The sequence below is a fragment of the Candidatus Pelagibacter sp. HIMB1636 genome (assembly GCF_052047675.1).
In the GTDB taxonomy this organism is placed as follows: domain Bacteria; phylum Pseudomonadota; class Alphaproteobacteria; order Pelagibacterales; family Pelagibacteraceae; genus Pelagibacter.
In genome coordinates this window covers 788,094-814,269 of record NZ_JBNAJP010000001.1, presented here as the reverse complement: position 1 = coordinate 814,269, position 26,176 = coordinate 788,094, and the positions used below count along the sequence as shown (strand labels likewise).

General features: G+C 30.7%; 24 protein-coding genes. 12 read left to right on the top strand and 12 right to left on the bottom strand.

Features of this window, described 5'->3' with window-relative positions; all coding sequences use genetic code 11:
• From fdhF to ACTTA6_RS04325, 5 genes are read right to left on the bottom strand one after another with little or no spacing between them, the layout of a single operon-like run.
• A complete protein-coding gene (gene fdhF, locus ACTTA6_RS04345; protein WP_440613947.1) occupies positions 1 to 2,769 on the bottom strand; it encodes a formate dehydrogenase subunit alpha in 2,769 nt (922 codons plus the stop codon).
• On the bottom strand, positions 2,769 to 4,424 hold the full coding sequence (locus ACTTA6_RS04340; protein ID WP_440613948.1) for an NADH-ubiquinone oxidoreductase-F iron-sulfur binding region domain-containing protein: 1,656 nt from the start codon (positions 4,422 to 4,424) through the stop codon (positions 2,769 to 2,771). Before ACTTA6_RS04340 ends, fdhF begins: the two co-directional genes overlap by 1 nt.
• 16 nt (positions 4,425 to 4,440) lie before the next feature.
• Positions 4,441 to 5,280, bottom strand: coding sequence for a formate dehydrogenase accessory sulfurtransferase FdhD (fdhD, locus tag ACTTA6_RS04335; RefSeq protein ID WP_440613949.1), 840 nt, complete (start codon positions 5,278 to 5,280; stop codon positions 4,441 to 4,443).
• Between the two features lie 2 nt (positions 5,281 to 5,282).
• Positions 5,283 to 5,759 carry an HPP family protein gene (locus ACTTA6_RS04330; RefSeq protein WP_440613950.1) on the bottom strand — a complete coding sequence of 159 codons (477 nt, stop codon included), beginning with the start codon at positions 5,757 to 5,759 and terminating at the stop codon, positions 5,283 to 5,285.
• Positions 5,760 to 6,158, bottom strand: a complete 399-nt coding sequence (locus tag ACTTA6_RS04325; RefSeq protein WP_440613951.1) for an iron-sulfur cluster assembly scaffold protein — start codon at positions 6,156 to 6,158, stop codon at positions 5,760 to 5,762. It lies immediately after the preceding gene.
• 24 nt (positions 6,159 to 6,182) lie between these two features.
• Here ACTTA6_RS04325 and mobA point away from each other — a divergent pair, with 24 nt between their 5' ends.
• From mobA to ACTTA6_RS04295, 6 genes are read left to right on the top strand one after another with little or no spacing between them, the layout of a single operon-like run.
• Positions 6,183 to 6,806 carry a molybdenum cofactor guanylyltransferase gene (mobA, locus tag ACTTA6_RS04320; RefSeq protein ID WP_440613952.1) on the top strand — a complete coding sequence of 208 codons (624 nt, stop codon included), beginning with the start codon at positions 6,183 to 6,185 and terminating at the stop codon, positions 6,804 to 6,806.
• Positions 6,803 to 8,056: a molybdopterin molybdotransferase MoeA gene (locus tag ACTTA6_RS04315; protein ID WP_440613953.1), complete on the top strand. Its 1,254-nt coding sequence runs from the start codon at positions 6,803 to 6,805 to the stop codon at positions 8,054 to 8,056. The genes mobA and ACTTA6_RS04315 overlap by 4 nt, the downstream gene beginning before the upstream one ends.
• Positions 8,057 to 8,105: 49 nt before the next feature.
• The gene (locus ACTTA6_RS04310) at positions 8,106 to 9,011 is read left to right on the top strand and encodes a DMT family transporter (RefSeq protein WP_440613954.1); all 906 of its coding nucleotides are present in this window, start codon (positions 8,106 to 8,108) and stop codon (positions 9,009 to 9,011) included.
• A 6-nt stretch (positions 9,012 to 9,017) separates the two neighbouring features.
• On the top strand, positions 9,018 to 10,235 hold the full coding sequence (locus ACTTA6_RS04305; RefSeq protein WP_440613955.1) for an aminopeptidase P family protein: 1,218 nt from the start codon (positions 9,018 to 9,020) through the stop codon (positions 10,233 to 10,235).
• A 5-nt stretch (positions 10,236 to 10,240) separates the two neighbouring features.
• The gene (locus ACTTA6_RS04300) at positions 10,241 to 11,356 is read left to right on the top strand and encodes a serine/threonine protein kinase (protein ID WP_440614666.1); all 1,116 of its coding nucleotides are present in this window, start codon (positions 10,241 to 10,243) and stop codon (positions 11,354 to 11,356) included.
• Between the two features lie 2 nt (positions 11,357 to 11,358).
• On the top strand, positions 11,359 to 12,408 hold the full coding sequence (locus ACTTA6_RS04295) for a threonine aldolase family protein (protein WP_440613957.1): 1,050 nt from the start codon (positions 11,359 to 11,361) through the stop codon (positions 12,406 to 12,408).
• On the opposite strand, the gene ACTTA6_RS04290 is transcribed toward ACTTA6_RS04295, so the two are convergent.
• Positions 12,401 to 12,628, bottom strand: coding sequence for a hypothetical protein (locus ACTTA6_RS04290; RefSeq protein ID WP_262589584.1), 228 nt, complete (start codon positions 12,626 to 12,628; stop codon positions 12,401 to 12,403). The two genes, ACTTA6_RS04295 and ACTTA6_RS04290, sit on opposite strands and share 8 nt — an antisense overlap.
• Before the next feature lie 78 nt (positions 12,629 to 12,706).
• Here ACTTA6_RS04290 and ACTTA6_RS04285 point away from each other — a divergent pair, with 78 nt between their 5' ends.
• The 5 genes from ACTTA6_RS04285 (at position 12,707) to ACTTA6_RS04265 (ending at position 19,614) form a co-directional block, all read left to right on the top strand.
• Complete coding sequence (locus tag ACTTA6_RS04285) at positions 12,707 to 15,211, top strand: DEAD/DEAH box helicase family protein (RefSeq protein ID WP_440613958.1); 2,505 nt, start codon at positions 12,707 to 12,709, stop codon at positions 15,209 to 15,211.
• A complete protein-coding gene (locus ACTTA6_RS04280; RefSeq protein WP_440613959.1) occupies positions 15,204 to 17,609 on the top strand; it encodes an N-6 DNA methylase in 2,406 nt (801 codons plus the stop codon). Before ACTTA6_RS04285 ends, ACTTA6_RS04280 begins: the two co-directional genes overlap by 8 nt.
• Positions 17,610 to 18,025: 416 nt before the next feature.
• Positions 18,026 to 18,577: a hypothetical protein gene (locus ACTTA6_RS04275; protein WP_440613960.1), complete on the top strand. Its 552-nt coding sequence runs from the start codon at positions 18,026 to 18,028 to the stop codon at positions 18,575 to 18,577.
• On the top strand, positions 18,574 to 19,071 hold the full coding sequence (locus tag ACTTA6_RS04270; protein WP_440613961.1) for a hypothetical protein: 498 nt from the start codon (positions 18,574 to 18,576) through the stop codon (positions 19,069 to 19,071). Before ACTTA6_RS04275 ends, ACTTA6_RS04270 begins: the two co-directional genes overlap by 4 nt.
• Before the next feature lie 72 nt (positions 19,072 to 19,143).
• Complete coding sequence (locus tag ACTTA6_RS04265; protein WP_440614665.1) at positions 19,144 to 19,614, top strand: GFA family protein; 471 nt, start codon at positions 19,144 to 19,146, stop codon at positions 19,612 to 19,614.
• Here the strand turns inward: ACTTA6_RS04265 and ACTTA6_RS04260 are convergent.
• The 5 genes from ACTTA6_RS04260 to ACTTA6_RS04240 are packed head-to-tail and all read right to left on the bottom strand — an operon-like array spanning position 19,607 to position 24,054.
• A complete protein-coding gene (locus ACTTA6_RS04260) occupies positions 19,607 to 20,434 on the bottom strand; it encodes a phytanoyl-CoA dioxygenase family protein (RefSeq protein WP_440614664.1) in 828 nt (275 codons plus the stop codon). The two genes, ACTTA6_RS04265 and ACTTA6_RS04260, sit on opposite strands and share 8 nt — an antisense overlap.
• Positions 20,431 to 21,510, bottom strand: a complete 1,080-nt coding sequence (locus ACTTA6_RS04255; RefSeq protein WP_440614663.1) for a Gfo/Idh/MocA family protein — start codon at positions 21,508 to 21,510, stop codon at positions 20,431 to 20,433. Before ACTTA6_RS04255 ends, ACTTA6_RS04260 begins: the two co-directional genes overlap by 4 nt.
• Complete coding sequence (locus tag ACTTA6_RS04250) at positions 21,507 to 22,517, bottom strand: Gfo/Idh/MocA family protein (protein ID WP_440614662.1); 1,011 nt, start codon at positions 22,515 to 22,517, stop codon at positions 21,507 to 21,509. The genes ACTTA6_RS04255 and ACTTA6_RS04250 overlap by 4 nt, the downstream gene beginning before the upstream one ends.
• A gap of 27 nt (positions 22,518 to 22,544) precedes the next feature.
• The gene (locus ACTTA6_RS04245; protein ID WP_440614661.1) at positions 22,545 to 23,225 is read right to left on the bottom strand and encodes a formylglycine-generating enzyme family protein; all 681 of its coding nucleotides are present in this window, start codon (positions 23,223 to 23,225) and stop codon (positions 22,545 to 22,547) included.
• Between the two features lie 4 nt (positions 23,226 to 23,229).
• Positions 23,230 to 24,054 carry a phytanoyl-CoA dioxygenase family protein gene (locus ACTTA6_RS04240; RefSeq protein ID WP_440614660.1) on the bottom strand — a complete coding sequence of 275 codons (825 nt, stop codon included), beginning with the start codon at positions 24,052 to 24,054 and terminating at the stop codon, positions 23,230 to 23,232.
• Positions 24,055 to 24,065: 11 nt separating this feature from the next.
• Between ACTTA6_RS04240 and ACTTA6_RS04235 the strand changes: the two genes are divergently transcribed.
• The gene (locus tag ACTTA6_RS04235; RefSeq protein WP_440614659.1) at positions 24,066 to 24,839 is read left to right on the top strand and encodes an MOSC domain-containing protein; all 774 of its coding nucleotides are present in this window, start codon (positions 24,066 to 24,068) and stop codon (positions 24,837 to 24,839) included.
• Here the strand turns inward: ACTTA6_RS04235 and ACTTA6_RS04230 are convergent.
• A complete protein-coding gene (locus ACTTA6_RS04230; protein WP_440614658.1) occupies positions 24,836 to 26,164 on the bottom strand; it encodes an MFS transporter in 1,329 nt (442 codons plus the stop codon). The two genes, ACTTA6_RS04235 and ACTTA6_RS04230, sit on opposite strands and share 4 nt — an antisense overlap.
• Positions 26,165 to 26,176: the final 12 nt, after the last annotated feature.

Genomic DNA, 26,176 nt, shown 5'->3' with positions numbered 1-26,176 from the left:
TTAACTAACTTCAGCTTGATGTTCTTTTGGTTTAACTTCTGTTTTAAATTGATTAGAAATTTTTTGAACTTCAACTGATGAAACTTTGTATTCAGCACACATTGTTTCCTCATCTTTTCCATGACCAGTTACCATATTGACCATGTGTTCAGGGAAGTGGAATGTTGTAAATACAATTCCTTCCTTCACTTTATCTGTTACTTCAACTTTTAAAGCAACTTCTCCTCTTCCAGAATATAATCTTCCAATATCACCTGTATTTAAATCTCTATGAGCTGCATCTTTAGGATGAATTAGTAAAACGTCTTCATCAACAATGTTTATGTTTTTTGTTCTTCTTGTCATTGTTGCTGCATTGTAATGTTGTAAAACTCTACTTGTAGTTAAAATTAATGGATAATCTTTTTGATTAGCTTCTATCTCACTAGATTCTTTCCAATCAAAGTTTTTCAATCTTCCTTTTCCAAGTTTAAATGTTTCTGTGTGTAGAATTTGTGTATCTGTACCATCTTCTTTTACTGGCCATTGTAATCCTAATTTACCAAGTCTCTCTCTAGTAACACCTTTAAAGAATGGTACCACATCAGCAATCTCTGCTAATACTTGATCTGCATCATAAGATGGTTGATCAAAACCTAATTTTTGCATCATCTCAGTTACAATTAGTCCATCTGGTTTTGTACCTGGTAATGGAGGAACTGCTCTATTAACTCTTTGAATTCTTCTTTCAGTATTTGTAAAAGTTCCATCTTTTTCTAAGAATGTAGTTCCAGGTAAAACTACAGTTGCAAGTTTTGCAGTTTCACTCATAAATATTTCTTGAACCACTAATAGCTCTAATGAGTTCATTGCTTCAATAACATGTGCACTATTTGGATCTGTTTGAACTATATCTTCACCAATAATCCATAAACCTTTTAGTTCTTTACTGATTGCAGCCTCAAACATTTGAGGAATTTTTAAACCTGGTTTAGTAGGATGAGTTACACCATATTTTTCAGTATAAAATTTTTGATTGTTTTCATCTGCTACTTCAAAATAACCTGCACCTTGGTGAGGCTGACATCCCATATCCGCAGCACCTTGTACATTATTTTGGCCTCTAAGTGGATTTACACCAACACCTTTTCTTCCAATATTTCCTGTAATCATTGCTAAATCAGCAATCAACATCACAGTTTTAGAACCTTGTTCGTGTTCAGTAACTCCTAATCCATGGAACTCCATTGAATTTCTTGCTGTTGCGTAAGCAATTGCAGCTTCTTTAACTAGTTGTTTATCAACACCAGCAACTTTTGCTAATTGATCAACATCCTGTCTTTCAATTTCTTTTAAGAAATTATCAAAACCTTCTGTTCTATCTCTTACAAAGTCAGCATTATAAAGTTTAGATTTAATAATAAAGTGTAACATCATATTTAGAACCGCAACGTTAGTTCCAGGTCTAAGTTTGATGTGATAATCTGCAAGTTTAGCTAATTCAGTTGTTACTGGATCAAGGACAATTAATTTTTTACCTTTCATCACTTGCTGTTTAATTTTTGCTCCTGTTACGGGGTGAGCATTGGTTGGGTTTGCACCAATCACTAAAAATAAATCTGCATGATAAATATCTTCTGTTGAGTTAGTTGCAGCACCTGTTCCAAATGTTTGTTGCATACCCCAAGCTGTAGGCGAATGACAAATTCTTGCACAACAATCTACACTGTTAGTTCCAACAGCCGCTCTAATCATTTTTTGGAAAACATAGTTTTCTTCGTTTGTACATCTTGCAGAAGAAATTCCAGCAAAAGCATCTGGTCCATTTTCTTTTGTAATTCTATTCATTTCTTTTTTGATAAAGTCATACGCTTCATCCCAACTTGCTTCTTCAAACTTTCCATTTCTTTTAATCAATGGAGTTTTTAATCTGTCAGGGTGTTCATAAAAACTAAATGCGTATCTCCCCTTAATACAAGTGTGACCAGCGTTTACTTCTGTTTGCTTAGGAGTGTCTATTGCAACTACCTTATCATCTTTGATTGATGCTTCTAAGTTACAACCAACACCACAGTACGAACAAGTTGTTCTAACTTTTTTATCTACAGCTGCAGATTTAGATTGGAATACATCTGAAATTGCATCCGTTGGACATGTATGAGCACAAGCTCCACATGACACACAAGAACTATCTCCAAACATCATATCGTCGTCTGTTGTAATTCTAGACTCAAATCCTCTACCACTCATTGTTAAAACAAATGATCCTTGAATTTCATCACATGCTCTGACACATCTTCCGCAGTTAATACAGTTATCTAAATTCATTCTCATGTAATCATGAGAAGTATCTCTTGGAATTCCTTTATGTTGCTTAGGACTATTGTATCTATGATCAGCAACACCTAAATCATTTGCAACTGTTTGAAGTTCACAGTTATTGTTTACTTCACAAGTATCACATTCCATTGGGTGATCAGTTAAAACTAATTCAACAATATTTTTTCTAAGGCTTGTTAATGCTTCGTTTGAAGTGAATATGTGCTGGTTTTCTGCAACAGGTGTATGACAAGATGCAACTACTCTAGTTGGTCCGTCTTTTTCTAAAGCAACTTCAACAGAACAAACTCTGCAAGCTCCATATGGTGCTAAATTAGGATCATCACATAAAGTTGGCACCTTTTTTTCACCAACATAGCTTTTAACAAACTTTAAAATAGATGTATGATTAGGACCTATTTCGTAAGGTTTTCCATCAATATATGCAATTTTTCTTTTCTCTGAGCTCATTAATTATCTTTCACCATATCATTTTTCATTTCATCGCCAAAGTATTTTAGGATGTTTTGAATAGGAGTTGGGATTGCTCCACATAGAGCACATAAGCAGCCTTTTTGCATAGTAACCAACAACTCTTCTAGTAATTTTAAAGGAATTTTAGCTGTTTTCTTCTTAGCTTGATCAAACATTTCTTTTCCCCTGTAAGATCCAAGTCTTCCAGGAAAACATTTTCCACAAGATTCTTCTGCAGAAAATTCAAATAAATGATGAATGTATTCAGCCATTGGAAAATCTTTTGGAATACTAACTACACTTGCGTGACCTAGCATAAAACCTTTTGCAGTAAACTCTTGAAAATCTAAATTTAAATTTTCTATTTCACTTAACGGAACAACTCCACCTAAAGGACCTCCTATTTGAAAAGCTTTAACAGGTTCTTTGTATCCACCACCAATTTCATTAAATATTTTTTTCATTGGTGTTCCCATATCAATTTCATAAACACCTGGATTATTAAAGAAACTATCCAAGCAAACTAATTTTGTTCCAGCTGACTTTTTGTTTCCAACTGAAGAAAATTTTTCTGATCCATTTAATAAAATTCCAGTTGCAGCTGCTAAAGTTTCAACATTGTTAACTACAGTTGGTTTTTTATACAACCCTTCTGTTACAGGGAAGGGAGGTCTTACATCTACTTCAGCTCTTCTTCCTTCAATAGAAGCTATCAAAGCTGTTTCTTCTCCACAAATATATGCACCTTGACCGATACAAATTCCAAGATCAAAAGAAAAATCTGTCCCTAAAATATTTTCACCTAATAGATTTAATTTTTTAAGTTCATTAATACATCCATTGATCGCTTCAATCGATTTTGGATACTCACCTCTGATGTATAAAACTCCTTCATCACTTCCAATTACAAATCCACAAAGCACCATTCCAAAAATAACTTTTAATGGTTGATCTTCTAACAGGTATCTGTCTGAAAAAGCTCCTGAGTCACCTTCGTCTGCATTGCAGATAACATATTTTTTATCACCTTTTGCTTTACTGCAGAAATCCCATTTCATTCCTGTTGGAAAACCTGCGCCACCTCTTCCTGTAAGGTTTGAGTCTAATAATGATTTTACTATTTCTTTTTTATCTATTTTTAAAAATTTACTTAACTGTTCTTTGAATTGATCTGTTGATGATAATTTATCATCCATTAAAAAACTTGTTGTTGCATAACTTTTAGAAAAAAACTTTTCTTGTTTAATTTCTTCACCTTTTAAAATTTGATCAATCTTTTCAATATCTTTCCCAGCATAATTTTCGCCATCATAGTGAAATGCATGATTTTCATAACAATGACCCAGACAAAACATTTCTCCAACTTTGTCATCACCTAATTTTTCTTTTAATTTATCTTTTAGTTTGTCTTGCGTACCTGCACACATGCATGCACTACCATTACAAACGAAAGCTTTTTTTTCTCTGTGTGAAGGTCTTAAAAATTCATAAAAAGATTCTGCACCATGAAGTGTTGAAACTCCTAGATTATGTTTTTTTGCAATTTCTTTAATATCTTGAGGGTTTTCACTTAATGTGTTCTCTGAAATTTGCTTAAATAGGTTTTCTTTTAAGCCTATTCTTCCAGATAAATTACTTATATTTTTTGACACAATTTCCCTTTTATTATTATTCCACCTTAACTTTTTTGTTATTTGTGTAAATATTAAAACTGTCCCTCTTTACGAAACCTATGAGGGTAATGTCAAACTTATTAGCTAAATCGATAGCAAGACTTGTTGGCGCACCAACCCCGATCATAATCCCAATATCTGTCATTAAAACCTTCTGAACTAGCTCAAAATTAAGTCTCCCAGAACACGTAATAAATTGGTCTTTTGGATCAAATTGGTTTTTCTCCAAAGCACAGCCAATCAGTTTGTCTAAAGCGTTGTGTCTTCCAACATCTTCTCTTAGAGCTATCAATTTTCCATCACTATTAAATAGACCACTTGCATGGATACCACCAGTTTTGCTGAATTCAGACTGACCTTCTCTTAAAATATCAGGTGATTGAATAATTACATCTTTTGAAATTTTAGGTTCTGAGGCATTTGTCTTTGTAGTTTTAATTATCTCGAGCGCATCCAATGAAGATTTCCCACAAACACCACAAGATGAGTTGGTTAAAAAATCTCTTTTAATTTTTGATATATTAACATTTTCTGAATTATTAAGTGTTGCTAATATTTTATTTTGAATTTTATATTGACCAACTTTGTCTCCATAACTTTCAATGCTATCGATATCATTTAAACTTTTTACAATTTGTTCATTAAATAAAAATCCTCTTACAAGATCTTCATCATTACCAGGGGTTCTCATCGTAATCGATAAAGTTTGCTCAACCCAATTATCTTTTTCTTTGTACTTTAAAGAAATCTCTAATGGTTCTTCAATAGAAACTAAATCTTCAACATCTTTAAAATTATTAGATGAATACTTTAAAACTTTATATTTTGAATTCATAATTATTTTAAAGGATAGTTTTTTTGCAATAAATATTTATTGATTATGATTGCGAGTAACAAAATTATGATACATCCAAATATAATTGGATTAATTAAATAGTCATAAGAAGCACTTCCAATAATAACAATTATTGGGTTTCCTCCCGCAGGAGGATGAACAACATTTAATAAAATCATTAAGAACACTCCAATACCTACTGCAAATGCAATACTCATATAAATTGGAAGTGGAATAAAATTAACAAATAATACCCCCACTAAAGCAGTTAACAAATGTCCAAAGAAAACATTTTTTGGTTGAGCAAAAGGACTTTCAGGAAATCCAAACAATAAAACCATGGATGAGCCAAATGATGCTGCAATAAAATATCCAAGAGTACTTTTATAAGTTAATACTGTAAGTAATCCTATAGTGATTGTTGAAAAAAAACCTGCAATCAATGCTTTTTGCAATAATGGTTTTGTGATTTTTATCATTTAAATTTTTAATGCTTTAACAATTGTTCTTAAAGGTAAAAGCAAACATTCTTTTCTTGAAAGATTTTTTTTATCTAAAATTTCTTTAAAATCTTTCCAGTGTTTTTCTAGACTTACTTTAACATCTTCAAACAATTTTTCACCAGCTGTAACAAAATCTTTTATTTCCTTTAAGTTTTTATCCTTAATTTTCCTAGATAATAAGCTGACAGATGCTTGGCAATAAATACAAGATTTACACTGATAACCCATATCTTTTACAACGTCATCTTTGACAATTAAGCTTATTTCCATCTCATCACCACAAATTGGATTTTTGTTTTTTGATTTGTGAGTAAAGTTTTCTAAAACTTTATTATTTTCTGTGTGAGACGCGATTTCTAAAATTCTTAAATCCATTTAATTTCTTTAATTCAACTTTGAATGTTTTATATTTTATTCATGGAACATAACAATATTTTAGGAACAGTGCTAGCAGGCGGTAAGTCACAAAGGTTTGGTGAAGACAAATCTCAGATATTGCTAGCTGATAAAATATTAATCGATTACATTTTGGCAGAAATAATTGATGAATTTAAAGAAGTATTAATAGTATCTAATAATTCAATTAAATTTACTAATTCAGATAAAATTTCACTAATTGCAGATATTAAAAAAGATCTTGGCCCTTTAGGTGGAGTTCTGTCAGCAATGAAATGGGTCAAAGATCATAATAAAAACTATCAATGGATAGCAACTTTTCCAGTAGATACTCCCTTCTTTAAAAAAGAAATTTTAGAGCAATTCATTAATCAAATTGATGAAAATGAAAGCAGTTTATTTTTTATAAAATCAAACAATACTAGGCATAACATCTTTGGCTTATGGTCGATGAATTTATTAGATCAATTAGAAAATGATCTAGAAAAAGGAGCTCGGAAAGTTGAATTGTGGGCTAATAGTATTGGAGTTAAAACAATTAATATGGAGTTTCCAAATCAAGATCCTTTCTTTAATATCAATACAAAAGAAGATTTAGAACAAGCTAAAGAATTATTAAAAAAATGATTAGTTACGATCAATCTAGAAAAATTTTAAAAAAAGCAAAAATTAAAATTAAAGATGAAACTATATTAAGTGAAAACTCTCTTAACAGAGTGATTTCAGATAATATTTATTCAAAGATCAATTATCCAGCAGGAGATAATGCTGCATTTGATGGATTTGCAATTAAATCGAAAGATACCAATGGAATTAAGAAAAATTCACCAAAACAATTTAGAATAATTGGATCCATTGCAGCAGGAACAAAATCATTAAATAAAAAAATTAAAAAATATGATGCTGTTGAAATAATGACAGGTGGTATAATTCCAAAAGGTTTTGATACAATTATCCCAATAGAACAAATTATTTTTTATCCAAATAAAAATAATAAAAAATACATTTTAGTTAATCAAAAAATTAAAAAGTTTAATCATGTAAGATTTGCAGGTTCAGATTTTAAAAAAGGTGAGGTTGTTGTCAAAAAAAACAAAATTATTCAACCAAATCATATTTTAGCATTTAAAACTTTGGGGATAAAAAAGATTAAAGTTAAAAAGAAAATTAATATTTTATTTTTTTCAACTGGAAATGAAATTACCGATCAAGACAATGTACCAAATTGGAAAGTTAGAAACTCTAATAGTCATTATATCAAAAATCTTAAAGAAAACTTTTTATTCAATTTTAAAAATGGTGGAATACTTAGAGACAACCATCAAAATATTTATAAATCTCAAATTAAAAAACTTGTAAGTAGTGATACCGATATATTGATTACATCAGGCGCTGTTTCTGCTGGAAAATATGACTATATTCCAAGTGTTGTTAAAACCTATAAATTATCCAATTATTTTAAAAGTGTAGCAATCCGACCAGGAAAACCAATTTTATTTGCTAAAATTAAAGGAAAACAAAAAGCAATCTTTGGTCTTCCAGGAAATCCAATGTCATCATCTGCTTGCTTTAGATTTTTTGTTATCCCCTTTATGGAAAATATTTTAGGGCTAAGTGAAGAACAGCCTATTAGGGCAACTTTAAAAAATAGCTTTTCAAAAAAACAGAATTTTACAAGGTTTGCAAAAAGCAAACTAAGCACAACTAAAAATGGAAAAATAGAAGTTGAGATTTTACAAGGGCAAGAGTCTTTTAGAGTTAAATCTTTTGTTAAATCAAACATTTGGTCTTTGTTGCCAGCAGGGAAATCAAAATTTAAAAAAGGGGACATCTTAGATTGTTTTTTCCCCAATCACTCTAATCAAACTTTGATTTAGAAACGTATTTTTGTTGTAGAAAAATCTTTTTAGAATTAGATTTCTACAAATGTTAGAGTTAAGAAATCCAAAACTTGCTGTCCCAATTGTACTTTTTGCGGGTATTTTATGGTCATTTGGACCTTTGGTAGTGAGATATATGGATAGTCCTAATCTTGTTCCTTGGCAGTATATATTTGGAAGAGGTTTAACTATTTTTATTCTACTTAATCTCTACCTATATTTTGAAGAAGGAAAAAACTTTTATAAAAATTACCTAAAAATAGGATTATCAGGAATTGTTGGTGGCTCTGGTCTTGGAGTTGCAATGATCACGTTTATTTATTCGATAACAAACACCAGTGCCGCTGTTACTTTACTTTGTTTGGCTGCAATGCCTTTTTTCACAGCTCTTTTGGCATTTTTATTTCTTAGAGAACGAATTTCACTTAATGTTTGGATATCAATTATAATTGCTTCAGCTGGTATATTGATAATGGCAATTGGTAATACTGGTGAGAAATCTTTAATTGGTTTTGTGTTTGGACTAACTTCATCTATAGGTTTTTCCGTATTTTCAGTTTCATTAAGATGGAGAAAGGAAACTCCTAAATTTACAACAGTTGCTTTTGCTGGTTTCTTTTGTTTTGTGTTTGCATCAATTATGATTTTGTCTACTGGACAAGCATTCTTTGCCACGAGTTATAATAGTTCATTATTTTCACTACATGGATTTTTAGTTTGTTCAGGTTTAATTTTGTATTCAATTGGTTCAAAAGCTATTCCAGCTGCTGAGTTAACATTGTTATCTTTAACAGAAGTTGTGGGTGGAATATTTTGGGTTTGGTTACCAATTTTAGGAATTAATGAAGTGCCATCAACAAATACAATTATTGGAGGTTTTTTTCTGTTTGTATCTTTATTCTACTACAGTTTAATTATGAGATGGAATAAACGCTACATAGCCTTAAATTAAATTATTATGGAACGACCAGATTTTTTTGAACTTAAAAATGGTGAAAAAGTAAAATTACCATTTACAGATAAAGAATATAACGATCGAGTAAGTAAACTTAGATCAGTAATGGAACAAAATGGTCTTGATATGATTATTTTAACATCCATGCATAACGTTGCGTATTACACAGGTTTTATTTATTGTTCTTTTGGAAGACCATACGGGTGTGTGATTACTCAAGATAAAATTTCAACAATTTCAGCTAATATTGATGCAAGCCAACCATGGCGTAGATCGCATTGTGATAATGTTATTTATACTGATTGGAAGAGAGATAATTTTTTAAGAGCAATTGTATCAATTATTGGAAGAGATGAACCTCCAAAAAATATTGGAATTGAAAATGATCATGTCACTTTAGATATGAGAGAAAAAATAGGTTCTATATTTACTTTCTCTGTATTTAGTGATGTTTCAAAAGATCTAATGAAACTTAGAATGATTAAATCTGATGAAGAAATTGAGATTATTCGAAATGGCGCAAGGATTGCCGACATTGGTGGTGAAGAAATAGCTAAAAATATTAGAGAAGATAACACGGAGATCGAAGTAGCAATAGCAGCAAGAGATAGAATGGAAAGGGAGATTGTTAAAAGTTATCCAGGTGCAGAGTACATGGACACCTGGGTATGGTTTCAATCTGGTATCAATACAGATGGAGCTCACAATCCAAAGACTAATAGAAAATTAGTTAAAGGAGATATTTTATCTTTAAATACTTTTCCAATGATCTCAGGATATTACACTGCTCTAGAGAGAACTTTGTTTTTAGATCACGCAGATGATGCCTCACTTAAAGCTTGGGAAGCAAATGTCAAAGTACACAAGCGTGGATTAGAATTAATTAAACCAGGTGTTAAATGTTCAGACATTTGTCATGAGCTAAACGAATTATTTGCTGAACTTGGTTACCTTCAGTACCGAACATTTGGTTACGGTCATTCATTTGGTATGCTTTCACACTTTTATGGAAGAGAAGCTGGTTTAGAATTAAGAGAAGATATTGATACTGTTCTTGAAGAAAATATGGTGGTGTCTATGGAGCCAATGATAATGATACCAGAAGGCAATCCTGGTGCTGGTGGATATAGAGAACATGATATTTTAGTAATTGGTAAAGATAGAGCAGAAAATATTACAAAATTTCCTTTCGGGCCTGAACATAATATTATAAAAAACTAGTCTTTATGAGTGAGAATAAAACTATTGTTAATAGTTGGAATGAGTGGGATCCGTTAAAACATGTTATTGTTGGAAGAGCGGATGGTACTTGTATTCCAGCACCAGAGCCAGCATTAGATGCAAAAGTTCCTGAAGATAGTGATATGCGAGGACAGTTTGGTCCAAGAACCAAAGATACTGTCGATAAAGCAAATGAATTATTAGACAACTTTTCAAACATGCTTCAAAAAAGAGGCATTAAAGTTGATCGACCAACACCAATTGATTTTAATCAAAAGACATCAACACCCGATTGGGAAGCAGAAACTATGTTTGGTTGTATGCCTCCAAGAGATGTTTTGTTAACTGTAGGTAATGAAATTTTAGAAGCAACAATGAGTTATAGATGTCGTTGGTTTGAATATCTATGTTACCGACCATTACTTAAAGATTATTACAATCAAGATCCTAACATGAGACACGAGTCTGCACCAAAGCCAAGACTAACAGATGCAGATTATAGAAAAGATTATTTATCAGATAAAATTGGTGTTCAAAAAAGATTAGAGTGGACTGAGAAAAAATACTTTGTAACTACTGAAGAAGAGCCATTGTTTGATGCAGCAGATGTATTGAGATTTGGAAAAGATTTGGTTGTGCAACATGGATTTACAACTAATTTAAAAGGAATTGATTGGCTAAAGAGACATTACAAAGACCATAGAGTACACGCAGTAAATTTTCCAGGAGATCCATATCCTATTCACATTGATGCAACTTTTACCCCAATAAAAGAAGGTTTAATTATCAACAATCCTCAAAGAAGATTGCCAAAAGAACAAAGAAAACTTTTTGAAGATAATGGCTGGGAAATTGTTGATAGCGCTCAACCAGCTCACAACGAACCACCACCACTTTGCTATTCTTCAACTTGGTTATCAATGAATGTTTTAGTTTTAGATCCTAAAACAGTTTGTGTTGAGAAAAGTGAAACTTATCAAGCTGAGCAGTTAGATAAATTGGGAATGGAAGTAGTACCAGTAGAACTTAGAGATGCTTATGCTTTTGGTGGAGGACTTCATTGTTGTACAGCAGATGTATATAGAGAAGGTACTTTAAAAGATTATTTTCCAAAACAATAACAATGGCAAAAATAAAAACAAAAAGAGAGCGAGTTAAATTCGCTTCCGATAATGTTGCGGGTGCTTGCCCTGAAGTATTAGAAGCAATCATAAAAGCAAATGAAGGAGATAGTACTCCTTATGGAAATGATCCTCTATCAACTGAATTACAAGATAAGTTTTCTGAAATATTTGAAAAAGATGTAATTGTTTTTCCAACTGCTTCAGGTACAGCTGCTAATGCTTTGGCTTTATCTACGATGACACCTTCATACGGAAATATTTATTGTCATAAAATGTCCCATATTAATACTGACGAATGTGGTGCACCTGAATTTTATACAGGAGGTGGAAAATTAATCCCTTTAAGTGGAATAATGGGAAAAATAACTGCAGAAGAATTACATCAATCTATTGGTGGAAAAGGTATTGTTCATCACACTCAACCTTCATCAGTTAGCATTACTCAAGTGTGTGAAACAGGTGAAGTTTATCAACTAGATGAAATTAAAAAAATTGCAGAAATTACTCACAAACATAATCTAAATTTACATATGGATGGTGCTAGATTTGCTAATGCATTGGTATCCTTAGGTGCAACTCCTGCTGAAATGACTTGGAAGTCAGGGGTCGATGTATTGTCATTTGGAGCAACTAAAAATGGATGTTTAGCAGCTGAAGCAATTATATTTTTTAAGAAAGAATTAGTAGGGGACATTGCTTTTTTAATGAAAAGAGCAGGGCACTTGTTATCTAAAATGCGTTTTGTATCTGCTCAATTAGATGCCTACATTTCAAATGATGTTTGGCTAAGAAACGCAAAACATGCAAATGCAATGGGTAAAAAATTAAGTGATGGTTTAAGCAAACATAATGATATTGAAATTGCTTATCCAACAGAAGCAAATGAAGTTTTTGCAAAATTTCCAAGAGAAAAGATAGAACATCTAAACTCAAATGGTTACAAGATGAATGAAGAAGAGTTAGACGGAAAAGCGGTAAGATTGGTTGCTGCTTGGAATACTAAAGATAGCGATGTTGATGAATTGTTAAATACAATTAAAGCTAACTAGGATTTTCTTTTAAAAACTCAATATACTTTATAACTTCATCAAATTGTTCGTCAGGAATATCCTTGTAACTTGCATTGAATTTGCTTTTCACACAAATAGCAACATGAGCATAGGGGTTTCTTCCTTTAGGGTGATTTGGATGGTCAGGTAATTGCCCCACCAAATAATCGCCAGCTTCCTGAATAATTTTCCAAAGCTTACTTGCGTTTTCTTTATTCACACCATCTCGTTTCTTGTTTTATCTCGAAAGTCTCTAGTCTGGACACTAGTTGTCCTATAAAATCCTATAAAAAATTTTATGAATTCGCAAGAGACAGATGCAAGAATAATAATTGAAAAACTGCTAAGAGAGGCAGATTGGAGATTACCTGGTTATGTAGATGACATCGATGTAAATGTCAAAACAGAAACTAAAAATGAATTTGGTAGAGCAGACTATGTTTTGCTTAATTCAAGTAAAAAACACCTTTGTGTAATAGAAGCAAAGAATAGACTAAAATCTCCTCTATCAGGTAAAGAACAAGCAAGAGATTACGCAAATTCATTAAAATGTAGATTTATAATTTTATCAAATGGTATCACTCATTTCTTATGGGATTTAAATCAAGGCAATCCTTTCATCATTGAAAAATTTCCGTCTCAACAAGAATTAGAGATGAGAGTAGAAGTTTTTAATCCACCTAGAGATGATGATGAAGATGACGGAATAAATAGTGACTACTTAACACTTACACAATTTAAAGATTATAAAATTAATCCAGATTACAAAAATGAAAGTAAAAGAGATGAATTTATTGAAAAAAACTATCTTACATTTTTAAGACCGTACCAATTAGAGGCAGTTAAAAAAATTCAAAAAAAAATCAAAGAAGGTAGTGATAGATTTCTTTTAGAGATGGCAACTGGAACAGGTAAAACAACTACATCTGCTGCTATCATCAAAATGTTTTTAAGATTATATAATGTCAAAAGAGTATTATTTTTAGTTGATAGACTAGAACTTGAAACACAAGCACAAAAAGAAATTAATTATATTTTAAGTAATGATTATACAACAACAATTTGGAAAGAAAAAAAAAGGGATTGGGAACAATCAGATATTGTTGTTTCAACCGTTCAATCATTTACTAAAAACTACAAATACAAAAGAATATTTAAACCAAATAGTTTTGATTTAGTAATTTCAGACGAGGCACATAGAAGTTTAGGTGCAAGTAGTAGAAATGTTTTTGAATATTTTATTGGTTTTAAATTAGGTCTCACAGCAACACCAAGAGATTTTTTAAAATCAGTAGATGCTGATGATATGTCAATTACTGACCCTAAACAATTAGAGAGAAGACTAATGTTAGATACATATTCTATATTTGGATGTTATGATGGAGAACCGACTTTCAGATATACTTTAACTGATGGTGTGAGAGACAAATATTTAACTAATCCTACTGTAATAGATATTGAAACAGGATTGTCAGCAGACATTATGAGTAAAGAGGGATTGTCATTCAAAGGTGTCGATGCAGAGGGAAAGGATGTAGAGGAGCAAACTTTTTTCAAAAAAGATTATGAAAGAAAATTTAAGTCTGATGAAACAAATTTGTCTTTCTGCAAAGCATTTATGAAAGATGCTCTTAGAGACCCTTTTACAAATGAAATTGGAAAAACTTTAATATTTTGTGTTTCGCAAAAACACGCTGAAAAAATTACAACAATTTTAAATAAAGTCGCAGATGAAGAATTTGAAGGTCTATATCAATCAGATTTTGCAATACAGGTAACTTCAAATGTTGAAAAACCCGATCCACAACAAATGACAATACAATTTACTGACAAGAATAATAACTTAAGAGGAAACTCACTTATTAATGAATATTACAAAACATCTAAAGCAAGAGTTTGTGTTACCGTAGGAATGATGACTACAGGGTATGATTGTAAGGATTTATTAAATATTTGTTTATTCAGACCTGTGTTTTCACCAACTGAATTTATTCAAATGAAAGGTAGAGGAACAAGATTGTTTGACTTTAAAGAGTGCTGGAAAGATAAAAATCAAATACCAAAATCTATAAACTCTAAAAAAACAACTTTCTTACTTTTTGATTACTTTAAAAATTACAAGTATTTTGAGGAAGACTTTAATTATGACAAAGTACTAAATCTCCCTAGAGAAGGTGGAACAATTACAGATGGACCAGGAGACACTACTGATCCACCAGTTGGTGAAGTGTTTAATTTAAACAAAGACCCAGTTCAAAATACAGAAGTAATAAATATTTCACCTGCAGGAATGAGGATAGATAGAGATTTATATAAATCTTTAAAAGAAGATATTCTTAAAGACAAAGCATCTTACAAAATATTATATGATATGGTTGAAAGTCAAAACTTTAGTGATGCAGAAAGTTATCTAAAAGAAAAATATTTTAATAAATCTCGTACTCTTGACAATCTAAGATTATCATTAGGATTAGATGTAAACATCTCAATAAAAGAATTATTACTATATATGTTTGGTTTTATTAAAAAAATTAAGAATAAAGAGGAAATCATTGATGAAGAATTTGATAAATTTGATGACAAATATAGACCAGATGAAAATTCTTTTTATGCAATAAAACAAGTCTTTGAAGCATACGCAACTGATAAAAATTTTAGAGAAAAAGTGGACTCTGGTAATTATTCAGAATTAAATAATGAACCTTCTGGTGAATTCTTTTTTAAAATACCTAAAGATTTTATAAACAAAATTCCAAAATATATTAAAGAAAATATTAATTTAGAAAGATTTCTTGATGCTTGATGATGTAACCAAAAAGAGAATTAATACCTTAAGACAGATATTGGTTGGTAAGTTACCTGACCCAAAAGCACAAGTTGAACAAATCACAAATGGTCTAATTTATAAGTTTATGAATGATATGGATGAGCAATCAGTATCATTAGGTGGAAAGAAATCATACTTTTCTGGAAAGTTTGAAAAATATTGTTGGAAGAACTTAATGAATTCAAAAACATCTGGTTCAGATAGATTTGAACTCTATAAAGATGCAATTGAAAAAATGTACAATAATGAAAATCTTCCTGAATTATTTAGGGAGATTTTTAAAAACTCATTTCTTCCATTTAAAGACCCATCAACATTGAATATGTTTTTAAAAGAAATTAATGAATTTAATTACTCTCATTCAGAAAAACTTGGCGATGCATTTGAATACTTATTATCTTTTATGGGTTCACAAGGTGATGCAGGTCAATTTAGAACACCAAGACATATCATTGATTTTATTGTTGAGATAGTAAATCCACAAAAAAATGAAACTATATTAGACCCTGCTTGTGGTACTGCAGGATTTTTAATTAGTTCTTACAAACATATTTTAAAACAAAATACTAAGAAGAATTTAGGAGATGGACTGACTGCATCAGATAGAAAAAAAATTGGTGAAAACTTAAATGGTTATGACATTTCTCCTGATATGGTGAAAATGTCATTAGTAAATATGTACTTACATAAATTTACTAATCCTAAAATAAATGAGTACGATACACTTTCAAGTGAAGATAGATGGAATGAATACTATGATGTAATACTTGCTAATCCTCCATTCTTTTCTCCAAAAGGTGGAATAACTCCTCATAATAGATTTGGAGTTAAATCTACTAAAGCAGAAGTTTTGTTTATTGATTACATCAATGAGCATTTAAAACCAAATGGTCGTGCAGGTATAATTGTGCCAGAGGGAATTATATTTCAAAGAGGTAATGCATATAAACAATTAAGAAAAAATTTGATAGATACATCACTTACAGCGATAATTTCGTTACCTGAAGGAATATTTAATCCCTACTCTGGTGTTAAAACGTCAATTTTTATTTTAGACAAAGAAAAATCAAAAAAAACAGAGAATATAATTTTTATTAAAATTAATAATGACGGTTTTGATTTAGGCGCAAATAGAAAAAGGATTGATGAGAATGATTTACCTATAATAATAGATGAGTTTAAAAAATCTAAATTTAATAATCCTCTGATAAAGAAAATTAAAAAGAAAAAAATAATTACTGAAGATTACTCATTAGATATTAACCAATATATTGATATTAAAGAAAATAATTCATCTTACGAACTTATTAACATTAATGAATTAGTAGAATTTGAAAGAGGAGAAACAATTACAAAAAAAACTGCAAAACCAGGAAGAATACCTGTGATTGCTGGTGGTAAAAAAATCTCTTACTATCATTCAAAATCTAACAGACAGGGTTTTACAATTACAATAAGTAGTTCTGGTGATGCTGGATATATAAGTTCCCATAATGAACCTATATTTGTGAGCGATGCATTTACAATTAAATCTAATTCAAAGAAACTAGATGATAAGTTTTTGTATTATATTTTAAAATTTAAACAAAAAAACATTTATGAAATGCAAGAAGGTGTTGCTCAAAAACACGTTTATCCAAGAAATTTTCGAAATTTTAAAATTCCAGTTCCTAATATGGATACTCAAATTCAAATAATTGAGGAATTAAATGATTACCAAAAAATTATTGATGGGTGTGAACAAGTTATAGAAAATTATAAACCTTCAATTAATATTGATACTAAGTGGGAAAGATTTGAATTAGACAAATTAGTAATAAAATTTCAAAATGGTATGAATTTTTCAAAAGAGCAAAAAGGTGAAATTGTTAAAACTATAGGCGTAACTTGTATTAAGGATAATCTTGGAGAAATTATAGTTAAAGAAATGGGTGAAATCAAAGCACCAAGAAATGAAATTGAAAGATACAAAGTTAATAAGAATGACATACTTTTAGTTCGCTCTTCAGGAACTTCAAGCAGAATAGGTTTTCCTGGTATTGTAGATGATTATGGTTTTGAAGCAGTATTTACGGGTTTTGTTATTAGAATAATTCCTAATACAAAAATTATTTTACCAAAGTTTCTTTGTTATTACTTAATGAATAGTAAAATTAGAAATAAAATTATTGGTTATGGAAATAAAGTAAATATTTCAAACTTATCACAAGAAAAACTTAGATATTTAAAATTACATATCCCATCTATTGAAATTCAAAAACAAGAAGTAAATAGAATTGAAAATGAAATTAAATTCATAAATAATAACAAACAATTATTGAATAATTTCAACAATAGACTTAACAATACAATTAATAAAATTTGGTCAAATTAGTTACACTTGCAAATACACCTATAACATTCACTTTTAAAGTATTTGAATTATCTCAAAAGTCTCTAGTCTGGACACTAGTTTGTTACTTATATTGATGAGTCTGTATGCGAATTTTTTTTAATTAATTTTCAATTATCTGCGTAATTAGTGTGAAGTAGTGTCAGGTAGTGTGAAGAAGTGTGTCCCGCTAGACCTCCAAATAATGGTCAACTACCAAAACTAAATTATTAAATTAATGAGTGTTTAGAGTCTTTTTGAGGGTATTGATCCTATATAATTAATTGTGATATAATAGGTTGTCTTTATAAAAAAGATCGTCTTGGGCGTTTCCCATGCACTCTTAATTAAAGCCATATTCTGGTGAGTTAGCGAAAGCAGGATCGCATCTGCAATTTAGCTAAATCAGGAGGATTATTATGGCTAAAAAAATAAGTAAAAAACAACTCTTAGCAAATAGAAGAAACGCTAAGAAATCTACTGGACCAAAAACTAAACTTGGAAAGTTAATGGTCAGTAAAAATGCAATCCAACACGGACTTGATGCAGAAAAGCATATAGTCATTGGAGAAAAACTTGAAGATCTTCAAAACTTTATCAATCGGTTAATTGATTATTTAAAACCTATTGATGTTCAAGAAGAGTTTATTGTTACCAAAATGATTGATGTAGCAATTCGTCTTCGACGAATCCCTATTATTGAAGCAGGTATATTTAATCATGAGATGCTGGAATACGAAGGTCAAGAATACAAAGATAAAGTAGCTGATTTTATTGAAGATGCTAGAGAAAAAGGAGTTGTTGTATCTGCTAATTCTATCATTCGTAAAACAGGTCTAGCATTTGCAAGAGACTGTGATCAAGGGAGTGCTATTTTAAAATTAAACACCATAGAGGACCGGCTGCTCTCTAAGTATTTCAAGCTCTTAGAAATACTGAAGAAAATGCAAAAAAAGAGAGGTTCAAAATGAGAAAATATAAAGGCGCAAGATCAATAAAATCTTCCTCAAGAAAAAGGAGCTTGGGGAAGATTAAGGTAAATTATAACTCTTTAGTTAACAAAGAAGTTAAGAACTATCTAAGTGTACATGGTGCAAAAATAAAGGATGAGGATCCTGAAAAATATTATTCAATGATAGGAAGAAAACTTCCTAAGAAATATATAAAGGAGAAACAAGTAATTACTCCTGTAAATGCATATGTACCTCCTCAATCTAAATTAAGCCCTGAAGAATTGGATAAACAATTAAAAGAAGAAGCAATTGCTAGAAAACAAGAAGAGCAAGCACTTAGGGAAAAACAGCAAGAGGAAATGAAAGAAAAGGAGAGAGTAGAACGTAATCGTGCTGCACTTGTTAGAGAACAAAGACGTGTTTTTTGGTGTAATGCTTATGAGCAGGGTAATTATGTTAATATTCATTCTGACAGATATAAAAAGAAGGAAAAAAAATATGAATACTACTAATCAAATTGATTTTAGTAATTGCAACTAAGATCCTATTTGAATTAAGTTATTAAAATACTATAGTCTTTAATTATGTCAGATAAAGAAATTCATCAAGGTGGCTGTGCTTGTGGAGACAACAGATATGAAACAACCGGTAATCCAGAAAGAGCCAGAGTTTGTCACTGTAGATACTGCCAACTAAGATCAGGAAGTCCTTTTGGTGTTGGTGCTTGGTTTAAAGAAGAAAATGTAAAACATCATTCACAAAATTATAATCAATACAAATTTGTAACTGAAAGTGGAAATACTTTTGAAACAAATTTTTGTAAAAAATGTGGAACCAGTGTTTATTGGACAATATCAGCACCTGCTTTAAAAGGTTTAACAGCTATTGCTGCTGCAACATTTGATCCACCAAGTTTTTGGTTTGGAGTATCAGGTGAGATTTTTACAAGATCAAAAGCACCTTATATTGATATTAAATGTGAAGAACAATTTGAAACATCACCTACTTACAATCCAACTAAAAAGGATGAAGATAGGTTTGATGGATCTAAATAGAATTACTTTCCCATAAAAGAGGAAAGTATTCTTCATCTAACAAATCACTATTTTCTTTTTTATATTTTTTATAAGTCTTAGCTGTTCCACCTTCATTTGTTGGGTGAAACTTAGCATTACTTGGAACACAATGAGAAACAATTGCTCTTCGGTTATTGCTTGAAGTGTTTATTCCTGATCCATGCCAGGTAAAGCCATGGTGAAATGAAACACCACCAGCTGGTACTTCTACATAAGAAACTTCTATTTGTTTATTATTTTTTTCAGCAAAAATATTTAATTCTTTTTTATAATCTTCAGGGGAGTGAAATTCTCCTTTAGGAGGTTGAAGACCCCATTTATGAGAGCCTTTAATATACTCTAATGTTCCATTTTCTTTTGAAGTGTCATCTAATGACATCCAGCAAGTCATCATTGTTTGTGGAATAAGCCAATCATCATAAGCAGCGTCTTGATGAAATCCTAAGGTTTTTCCTCCAGGTGGTTTCCATAAAACATTATCCTGAACTAATCTTGCACCTTGCCAGTTCATTAAACGAGAGCAAACTTCACCAATTATTTTATGACAAACTACTTTTTTTATTAAATGATCTGCTTTCCAAGCATTACAGATTTGACGAGTAACATCTTCAGGATCTTTACCAAATTTCCAGTTCCATTCATCTGGCTCAATTCCTGTTTCAAAATTACCTTTAAATAAAGGCTCAAATTTATTTCTAAGATCATCTATGTAATTTAAATCTAAAAAGTTATCTAAAATCAGATAACCATTATTATTAAATTCTTCAATTAAACTCTCATTGAGCTCAAAGTTTATCATGAATTATTTGGTAACCATGAATGATAAAGTGGATTATCTTTATCTATTGGAAGTTTAATGTTTTTATTTTGTCTAGAAGAATCGTAGACAGCAGTAACAAATTCTAAAGATTTTCTAGCATCTGATAAAGTTACTTCATCACTAGCAGATCCATCTAATTTATTTGCAATTTCATCAAACATACCTGCATACCAAGATTGAGGCTCATTTACTTTTGATAACACCTCATCTATTTGAGCTTGAGTAACAGGTGATCTTGGTAAGAAATGCCACTCATCATCCGCTGGACTGTATGGTTTATTCGGAGATGCTCCAGATTCTGCTGTTAATCCTTCAAAACAAAATCGAAGTCTGCTTGTATCGTTTGCAGCTCCAAGTGTAATTGAGCTTGTAACTAAAGTTCCATTTTCCATTTCAATTGATAAAGCTGCACAATCTTCAACTTCAATATCATTTACTCTCGTTGATAATTTAGCAAATACATTTAAAACTGGACCTAAGATCATGCTTACTAAGTCATGAATGTGTATTGAATGACTTAATATAGCTCCACCTTGTTCTCCTTCCCAAGTTCCTCTCCAAGGTTTTGAATAATAATCTTTTCCTCTATTCCAATGAGTTTCTAATGAAGCAACCAATGATTTTCCTGCTAAACCAGATTTTATTAATGCTTTTAATTTTGAAAATCCTAAACCATATCGATATTGGAAAACAGGAAAAATAATTTTACCCGTTTCTTTACTGATCTTTTGTAATTCATCGACTTCTTTAAGACTTGATACTAATGGCTTTTCACAAATTACATGCTTTCCAGCTTCCATAGCTTTTTTACACGCTGAAAAATGTAAGTGGGGTGGAAGACATATATCAATGATATCTATTTCTTTTACTTTTAATACTTCATCAAAGTTGAGTGATACTTTTGTATCAGTGTCATTTGATAAAATGTTATCAATTGCTTCTCTTGTAAGCCCACATAAAGTGTGAACATTAAATCTTTCTTTAACTTTTTGGAAATCTTCATAGTGCTTAGCACCTATGTTGGTTCCAATAATTGCTACTTGATATTTCTTCATTTACTTTCAGCTTGTAATTGTGCTTTTATTGCAAGTTCCATTGAAAGATAAGTTAATTTCTGTGAGCAAGCAGTTTCAGTTCTGTTGATTACATCATTAATTAAATTTCTAAAGTAGGGAAGCTTAACATCAGAGCAATCGATGTATTTAACTTCTTCATTATTAGCTAAATATAAATGATTACCTTTTTCTGATTTTGTTAAATCTGTATATTTTCTTATTTCTATATAGCCTTTATCCCCAAGGATTAATAATCTTCCATCTCCCCATGTTGGAAGTGCATCTGGAGTAAACCAATCTAATCTAACGTAACCATGTCCACCATTACCAGTTAGATTAACTTCTCCAAAATCTTGAAAACCAGGCTTTTCCTTCTTAGTAGTGTTTTCTACAAGAGCATGATTAATTTTTGCTTCATTTGAATTTGTAAATACTAAAAATTGATGAATTTGATGTGAGCCTATATCAGTAATTATTCCACCATAACTTTCTCGATCATAAAACCAATCAGGTCTTTCATAGTTGCCTTGTCTGTGTGGACCTGTTCCAATTGTTTGCTTTATTTTACCAATTTTTCCCTCGTTAACTAATTCTTCAGCTTTAGCAACAGCTGCAACATGAAATCTTTCTGAAAAATTAACTGACCATATTTTTCCATTTTCTTTTACTGTTTGTTTAAGCTTGTTTAATTGATCTAATGTAGTGCAACCAGGTTTATCGACCATTACATCTTTTCCAGCTTTTAAAGCTTCTATTGAATTATGAGCTCTATCTTTAGGAATAGAAGATATTAAAATCATATCAATTGATGGATCATTTAATATTTCTTCCTTATTTTCTTTTCTTTTAATATTTGGATATTTTGAATTAAACTCTTTCAAGGTTAATGGATCACCTTCTGTCCAAAAGAACTCACAATTACATCCTTCTTTTAACATTTCGTCCAACATGTCAAAGATATGACCATGATCGATACCTATAACTCCTAATTTTAAATTATTTTTCATTTGAAGATTTAATTTTAAAATAAAATTTTAATCAAAAGCACATCTAAAACCAACATAAATTGCATAGAAATTAGATGGTTTGTATTGCGCTCCACTTTTAGAAGTTTTAGAACCTTCATACCACCATGATGCACCAGCTGTTAATGAATTGTCATTTTTTTGATCGTCTATCCATTCCCAAACATTTCCTCCCATTGCAACTAAACCATTAATTCCTTCTGGTAGTTTAGTTACATCAAAATGTTTGTCATAATTTAATAATCCTTGAGAATTCATATTTTTTGCTTCATCCCCACTTGGGTATTTATAGACTTTGCCTTTTTCAAACTCTGAAGAATTAAATACTTGCTGATATGCAGCGTAAGACCATTCATCAAAAGAGGGCAGTCTACCATCTATTGATTTACAGTAATCCTCAGCTTCGTATCTACTAACATGTACCGCTGGTTCTAATTCACTATCAGGATTTTCACCGTACGGGGTTTTATATGTCCAACCAGCTCTTTTTTCCCAACCAGCACCCCATTCATATCCACCACCAGTTTTCTCTGCTTCAGTGATTAAATTATTTTTTTTGGCATAATTTTTAAATTCTTGGATAGTAATTTCATATTTATTTAAAGAAAAATTTCCAAAATCAATTTTAGGATTTTCAAAGGCAAATGTTTTAGAAAACAAAAATAAACTCAAAATAATTAATTTCTTCATTTAATTAGTAGTTTCCTTTTTTATCTGAGCCTTTATAAAAAATATCTTGAAGATTTTGATTTTCTCTTTTTTTAATCAACAAATCTTCTTTATTCATCAGTGATTTTGGTCTTTGAATTATCTCATGGTGATGAAATTCATCAACTCCTCTTGCTAATTGAACACTATTTTTACCTAATACTTGTTTAACATTGGTGCCAATATAACTTTGGATTACAAATCCAATTCTTCTGTCATTACTTTTGTTTATTCCTGATCCATGAACTATTCTTGGATGGTGCAATGACATTTGACCTGCAACAAGTTCAACTGATTTGACTTCACCTTCTGGAACACCATCAACTGTCTGACCTCTTGTTAACAAATTTCCTTCATTAAATTTTTCATCATGATCTTTGATTTCTATATGTGATTTAGGCCACATTTTCATACAACCATTTTCTTCATTTGAATCTGTTAAAGCTACCCAAGCCGTAACCCAATTATGAGGTTCTAAACCAATATATTTTGCATCCTGATGATAACTTACAAAACCTGTTTGGTTAGGATTTTTTATAAACAAAGTTGTTCCACATACTAAAATATTTTTTCCAATAATACTTTCTACAGCATCTAATAGTTTTGAATTATGAACTATGGCATCTAGTTTTGGTGAAATTAAATGAGCATTGTATCTTTCTGATTTATCAATTTCATCAGGCATTTCTTTTTCGATTAATTCAATTTCATCTCTTGCTTCTTGTGCTTCTTCTTTTGATAAAATATCAATTGGAGCCAAGTAACCTTGATCTTGGTATTCTTTAAGTTGATTTGAATTTAAATTAGCCATATGTTTTTGGAATGAATATTAGCATATCCTCTATTTATTTTTCACCAGTAAAATCAATCTCGTTTCAAAAAATTAATAAATGTGAGATTAAAAAAAATATAGGAATTATTAATGATCGTTTGTTTGCATTCTCAAGACTATTAGATACTGGAGAGGCTCAAAAAATGGAACAAGAGCCTGTTGAAAGAAAATTAATAAATTTTCTTACTTTAAAAAATACACCTATACTTAATAAATATTCATTTGAATTTAATGAAGGAAATCTAGAATTATTTGATGATCAAAAAAAATTATTTTCAATCAATCCTAACAATCCTGAAGAAGTACGTTTAATAGAACAAAAAGTATTAAATTTAGATAGCCAAGTTAAAGGACCAGTATTTCTACTAAAGAATAACCAAAATCCTTTTTTTGATACAAATAGTGGGGGAGAGTTAATGAACTCAATATCTTTGATAAATCACAATAGTGTTAAAGACTTTGAAAAAAACATGGGTAAAGAAGTAGAACACCAAAGGTTTAGAGGAAACTTCTACGTAAGTGGTTTAGGTGCTTGGGAGGAGAGAAATTGGATAGGTAAAACCATCAATATTAATGGTGTACCCTTTAAAGTTGATGATCATATTCCAAGATGTTCAGCAACTAATTTGAAACCTAAATCAGGTGAAATAACTTTTAACCTTCCTCAGAAACTTAAAGAATTTTATGATCACATGGATCTTGGAGTTTATTTAATTCCCCTAGAGGATGGTGAAGTCTCTATTGAGGATAAAATTATAATTTAATTTGTTGAACTAGGTTCCTCAAAAACATTTTTTGTTTCGTTTGTAGCAGTGTTATCTAATGTTTCTGGAGTATCTGGATCTAATTCTAATCCGGCAGGTGTGATGGTTGCAGGAACAGGTGTAAATGTAGAATCTGGATTGTCCACAGTTTCTCTTATTCTCATTCTGTATAAACCAAATGCACCAATTAAAGCATGAACTATAATTAAAAATCCAAAAAATCCATTTAATCCAAACCAACCCATGAATAGTGAACATAAAATTGGACCACTTATTGCACCAACACCAAAAATTAATTGAAGTCCTCCTCCAGCAGCTACGAATTTAGATTTTGGTACAAAGTCATTAGTGTGCGCAAGATTTAAAGAAAATAATGGAAGACATAAACTTGAATAGAGACCAACCGCAATAAAGAAAACTATTTTTTTAAATGCAAGTTCATCCATATAATAAATGTTTTGTATAGGATCATTAGAAGTTAAAATTGATAATAATGCTAAAGCGGAACTTCCAAATGTTGTTACGATAATTACCCTTCTTCTATCGTATTGATCAGAAAAATATCCAATTGGTCCTTGACTTAACACTCCCGCAATTGTTGCTATAAACAAAAGAATTGAAGTTTCAAATAAAGTTAGTTTTGCAAGGGTTGCGTAAACTGAAATTAATGAAAAAAATGCAGCATGAATTACTCCAGTGAAAAAAGAACTAAAAGTTCCAAGAGGAGAGATTTCATAAAGTTCTTTAATACTAATTGTTTCAATTTTTTTAAATTTTGGAGCTGGTCTTTTTGTTAATAAAATTGGAACAAGTGCTAAAGATAAAAGCACAGATACCAAAATAAAAGGTTCATAGGCTTTTGGTTCACTTAAGTTAAGTAACAACATTCCAACTGCAAGACCGAAATAAATTACCATCATGTATGCAGATAATAATTGCCCTCTATTCTTATTAGTTGCTCTATCGTTTAACCAACTTTCAGTAACAACGTAACAACTAACTAAACTGATACCTGTTATAAATCTACTCACTGTCCACATAAATGGATTTACATAAACTACCGCAAGCAATGCACTAAGTGATGCAAGGGATGCAAAAGCTGCAAACACTCTGATGTGACCAACCTTAGATACAAAATTTGGAGTTGTTCTTGAGCCAATAAAATAACCAACATAATATCCTGACATGAAGATCCCTGTGGTAAAAACACTAAAGTCTTCAAGCACAGATCTAATCCCCATTATCTGCATTTGTAATCCATGAGCTATCATCATGGTTCCAATACCTATAAATAGGGCCCAGGATTTTTTTACTTCTTTTTGCATTTCTAAATTTTA